This is a genomic window from Leyella stercorea (assembly GCF_019052365.1).
Lineage (GTDB): Bacteria > Bacteroidota > Bacteroidia > Bacteroidales > Bacteroidaceae > Prevotella.
The window spans coordinates 1-5,172 of sequence record NZ_JAHQUY010000114.1; the positions used below are offsets into that span (position 1 = coordinate 1).

The 5,172-nt window shown below is 45.1% G+C and carries 2 protein-coding genes and 1 pseudogene; 1 reads left to right on the forward strand and 2 read right to left on the reverse strand.

Features of this window, described 5'->3' with window-relative positions:
- Positions 1–219 precede the first annotated feature (219 nt).
- On the forward strand, positions 220–438 hold the full coding sequence (locus KTQ90_RS12645) for a hypothetical protein (RefSeq protein WP_217318728.1): 219 nt from the start codon (positions 220–222) through the stop codon (positions 436–438).
- A gap of 330 nt (positions 439–768) precedes the next feature.
- Here the strand turns inward: KTQ90_RS12645 and KTQ90_RS12650 are convergent, their stop codons facing one another.
- Both KTQ90_RS12650 and ppdK read right to left on the reverse strand, forming a co-directional pair.
- Positions 769–2,247 (reverse strand): tyrosine-type recombinase/integrase, encoded by a 1,479-nt coding sequence (locus tag KTQ90_RS12650; RefSeq protein ID WP_217318729.1) that lies wholly within the window; start codon positions 2,245–2,247, stop codon positions 769–771.
- Between the two features lie 206 nt (positions 2,248–2,453).
- Positions 2,454–5,087 (reverse strand): annotated as a pseudogene (gene ppdK, locus KTQ90_RS12655) (pyruvate, phosphate dikinase); the annotation flags it as partial.
- Between the last annotated feature and the right edge of the window lie 85 nt (positions 5,088–5,172).

Consider the following 5,172-nt stretch of genomic DNA (forward strand, 5'->3'; position numbering starts at 1 on the left):
ATACACAGCAACGCCGTGCATGGAGAGAACTGGCGAAAGGGAACAATACCAATATAGATATGTTGATATTCCTGTATATCCATATAGATATAAATAAGGCTATGCAGATATACGATAATGTAGAAATGAAACAATATAGCAATACGTCAATACATCAATATGGTAATGTAGCAATATAGATATAAAGTAATACGGATAGCAATATAGATATGAATGTATATGGATAATCAAACAATCGAGGCATGGCAAAGTGACCGCAGGGAGCCTTGCCGTGCCTACCTCTCTCCGGCATACACCGTCCGCCTTGTCGAGGCAGACATCGGTATGCCGGGTTTGAAGGATGCCGTACTCTTTCCGAGTGGTCTTATAGACCATGTGGCAGAGGCAGAAAGTAAACCTCATTCTCTCAGTGAAGCATGGACAACATTCAGCTTCTGAGAAAAAGAACGAGCCTTACTTTCTGATGGCAGCCCGGAAAGTGTGCAGCATCCGTAGCATGGGGTGTTGTTCGCAACGCCCCTGAAGAATGTTTGACCTCTCTCCCTTGCTGCTCTGGAGTGAAGAGAAGCTTGGCTCCTGGGCAGTTTCGTCATGTTTGCGCAATACACAGCAACGCCGTGCATGGAGAGAACTGGCGAAAGGGGATAATACACGCATAGATATATTCCATATAACACTTATATAGAATAATATTGTTTCCTTATAAGGATTCTTATTACTATATATATGTATTCTTTCTATACAGTAACGTGTAATTATAGATAATGGTCATTCAACCATACGACTATAGGTTTGAGTTTGTCCTTTATCGACATTCTCTATCTTGATAAGAACCATTGCTCTTGATGGAATCGTGCTTGGAAGTTCTTTCATCAGTTTACCTATTATTTCATCCACGTTGTTAAAGCCAACATCAGTGAACTCACTGATTTTCCTTCCTCGATAAAAAATAGAGCCTTTCATCATCTGACGGAATGAGAAACGTTCAAATACCGTGCTATCAGCCTTCGAATAATCTCGTGATTTATCCTCAGTGAAGAATATCTTCTCCAAGACTTTTTCATTCAACGCCCATGCAGGTGAGAAGTCTATCTTAACATAAGACCTTGTCACACGATGACGGTCTGAATGGTTCATAGCAAAGCCAACCTCATCAATGGATGCTCCACATTCGTTTTGGGCAACTGTTGCCCATGTATGGCGAAATGTATATACACAATACGCCTTCTCATGTGGAATATGGAGACTTTTCTCGCATATCTGACGGATTCCGCAATTAATGTTGGCACCAAAACTGTCGCTGTTGGTCATACGTTTGTGGAAATCGAAAAGATAAGGCGAGGTTGTTTTATCAAGATACTTGTCGAATACAGGTTGCAAGATACCAGGTATCTTCATTTCCATATAAGCATGATCGTTTCTGAACTTGCGAGTTTTTGCTCGCTCATAGCTAATGATGCCATCATGGTAATCTTCTTTCTTCAAATTATATATATCAACCGTATTCATTCCTGCAAGGCAAAGCACCATCATGGCAACATCATGTCCAAGCTCTGCCAAAGGTAATATACGGTCGGAAGGTGGGAGAGGAGCGGCAAAGAAAGCACGGCATTCTTCCATAGTAATTGCTCGCTTCTCTGGAGTGTCTGCCTTTGGTATTTTTATTTTTAGCCATGGATTTGTTGTTATTCGGATGATACCGCAATCATAGTCGTTAAATTCAAGCAACGCTTGCCTGAATATTTGTCTTATACATATCGGGTACATTTCCTTGGCTCTTGCAGTTTTGGCAAGAGACTTTATCCATCCATTGATAAACTTGGATGTGAGTTGCGAACACATTATTTTATTGGAACCTGCATAGAGTTCCAAATGTCTATAGGCAAGTTCGTAGTTCCTGGCGTTCCGTTCATGACCATTGTTGTATAGATTGTCATGGTATTGTCTTGCATAATCAGAAAAGCATACATCAGCAGTACCGCTTTCCAAATATGCAACGACATCATCCACACTCCATGTGCGAATAGGCTGTTTGTTGAGCATATCCGCAAAATGGGCTATCTTGACAGTACATGCTTCAAGAACAAAAGGATCCTTGACTTCATGGTTCTTTTTGTTCACAGATTTTGTTTCTACGATTTTGTCTGTTTTCAGATACCTTGACTTTCTGTTGTGAGTAACCCGGATAGATACATTCCAGAATCCATCTGCTCTCTGTCTCAGTGCCACTGTTTTAAATGTTGCCATATCTTTTATGTTTAAATTGTTCTTAGAATCATTCTGAAAGTTGTAAAACATGTGTAAAACATGTCTTTGGAAATTGTAAAACATATGTAAAACATCCATCATCATTTGTAGCATTTCAGTGGTACTTCCGCTAAAAACGAATTAAGTGGAAAGTCCTCTGTTACAAGGACTTTCCACTTAATTTATTGAGAGTCAAATATTTGCTATTATTCCTCTACAGCAGCCTGCGCAGCAGCCAAACGTGCGATAGGCACGCGGAATGGAGAGCATGAAGCATAGTTCATGCCTACCTTTGCGCAGAACTTAACAGATGAAGGCTCACCACCATGCTCACCGCAGATACCCGTGCGGAGATTAGGACGAGTAGCGCGACCATTCTCAACTGCCATCTTGATGAGCTGACCAACACCCTCCTGATCGAGAACCTGGAACGGGTCAACCTTCAGAATCTTCTTCTCCATGTATGCAGGGAGGAATGAAGCGATGTCGTCACGAGAATAGCCGAATGTCATCTGTGTCAAGTCGTTAGTACCGAATGAGAAGTACTGAGCCTCTTCTGCAATCTTACCTGCAGTAAGGGCAGCACGCGGAATCTCAATCATAGTACCAATCTCGAACTCAACCTCAACGCCATACTCTGCGAATACTTCCTGAGAAGTTGCAAGAATGATAGACTTCTGCTGCTTGAGCTCCTGAACAGTACCGATGAGCGGAACCATGATCTCAGGACGCGGGTTGAAGCCTTCCTTCTTCAACTGGCATGCAGCACCGAGGATAGCACGAGTCTGCATAGCTGTGATTTCAGGGAATGTGATACCAAGACGACAACCACGATGACCGAGCATTGGGTTGTTCTCTGCCAATGAGTTAACGCGCTTCTTTATTTCTGTAACACTTACACCCATTTCCTTAGCCATAGTCTCCTGACCTGCCTTATCGTGCGGAACAAACTCGTGGAGAGGCGGATCGAGCAAGCGAATATTGACATGGCAACCATCCATAGCCTTGAGGATGCCATAGAAGTCAGCCTTCTGATATGGGAGGAGCTTAGCAAGAGCCTTCTCGCGACCCTCTACTGAATCGGCAAGAATCATCTCACGCATAGCAACAATCTTCTGATCATCGAAGAACATGTGCTCTGTACGTGTCAAACCGATACCCTTAGCGCCGAACTGGCGAGCCACCTTTGCGTCGTGAGGAGTATCAGCATTGGTACGGATTTCCATCTTTGTATACTTGTCGCAGAGATCCATCAACTCCTTGAAGTCGCCAGAAAGCTCAGCGGCCTTTGTCTCAATCTGACCTGCGTATACCTGACCTGTTGTACCATTCAAAGAGATGTAGTCGCCCTCCTTGTAAACAACGCCTTCAATCTCTACAGTCTTGGTCTTGTAATCAACATTGATAGAGCCTGCGCCAGATACACAGCACTTACCCATACCACGAGCAACTACGGCTGCGTGAGATGTCATACCGCCACGAGCTGTTAGGATACCCTCAGCAGCAGACATGCCAGCGAGGTCCTCTGGAGAAGTTTCGATACGAACCATGATTACTTTCTTGCCATCCTCATGCCACTCCTCAGCATCGTCAGCGTGGAATACAATCTGACCGCAAGCAGCACCAGGAGAAGCAGGAAGACCCTGTGTAATAACCTTAGCTCTTGAGAGAGCCAACTTATCGAATACCGGGTGCAAGAGCTCATCGAGCTTCTGCGGCTCACAGCGAAGAATAGCTGTCTTCTCATCGATCATACCCTCGTGGAGAAGGTCCATTGCGATCTTAACCATTGCAGTACCAGTACGCTTACCGTTACGTGTCTGGAGGAACCAAAGCTTGCCCTCCTGAACGGTGAACTCCATATCCTGCATATCGCGGTAGTGCTTTTCGAGCTTATCCTGGAGAGCGTCAAGTTCCTTGTAGAGTTCAGGCATAGCTTCCTCCATAGAAGGATAGTTTGCTGCACGCTCTTCCTCAGAGATGCCAGCACGCTCAGCCCAGCGCTGTGAACCGATCTTTGTAATCTGCTGCGGTGTGCGGATACCAGCAACAACGTCCTCGCCCTGAGCATTAATCAGGTATTCACCGTTGAAGAGGTTCTCACCATTACCGGCGTCACGGCTGAAGCAAACACCTGTAGCAGATGTCTCACCCATGTTACCGAATACCATAGCCATAACAGAAACTGCTGTACCCCACTCGTCAGGAATTCCTTCCATCTTACGATAGAGAATAGCACGCTCGTTCATCCAGCTGCGGAACACAGCGCAGATAGCACCCCAAAGCTGCTCCTTCGGATCAGTTGGGAAGTCGCTACCAGTCTGCTCCTTGATAGCCTTCTTGAAGAGCTCAACGAGCTTCTTCAGCGACTCTACAGAAAGGTCCTTGTCAAGAACAACGCCCTGCTCTTCCTTCACCTTCTCGATGATAGCCTCGAACGGATCGATATCCTCTTTGTTCTCAGGCTTCATGCCAAGAACAACGTCACCATACATCTGAACAAAACGGCGGTAGCTATCATATACGAAGTGTGGGTTGCCAGTCTTCTCTACCATACCCTCAGCAACCTCGTCATTCAAACCAAGGTTGAGGATGGTATCCATCATACCCGGCATAGAAGCACGAGCACCTGAACGTACAGAAACCAACAGAGGGTTCTTCGGATCGCCGAACTTGCAGTTCATCAGTTCCTCTGTGTGAGCAACAGCAGCATTCACTTCAGCTGTAAGAAGCTCAACGATCTTGTCCTGACCTACTTTATAATACTCGTTGCAAGTGTCAGTTGTGATTGTAAAACCAGGAGGCACCGGCACACCGATGTGGTTCATCTCGGCAAGGTTAGGGCTCACCCGATAAACCAGGGGGATTATGCATATAGCTTTGTAAGTCTGAAAAGAAAGAACTTTATATCCGTTACTCCCCTTA

Bases quoted from the DNA above. Each gene is read 5' to 3' on its own strand.
- KTQ90_RS12645 (WP_217318728.1), top strand. From the start codon at position 220: ATGGATAATCAAACAATCGAGGCATGGCAAAGTGACCGCAGGGAGCCT.
- KTQ90_RS12650 (WP_217318729.1), bottom strand. From the start codon at position 2,247: ATGGCAACATTTAAAACAGTGGCACTGAGACAGAGAGCAGATGGATTC.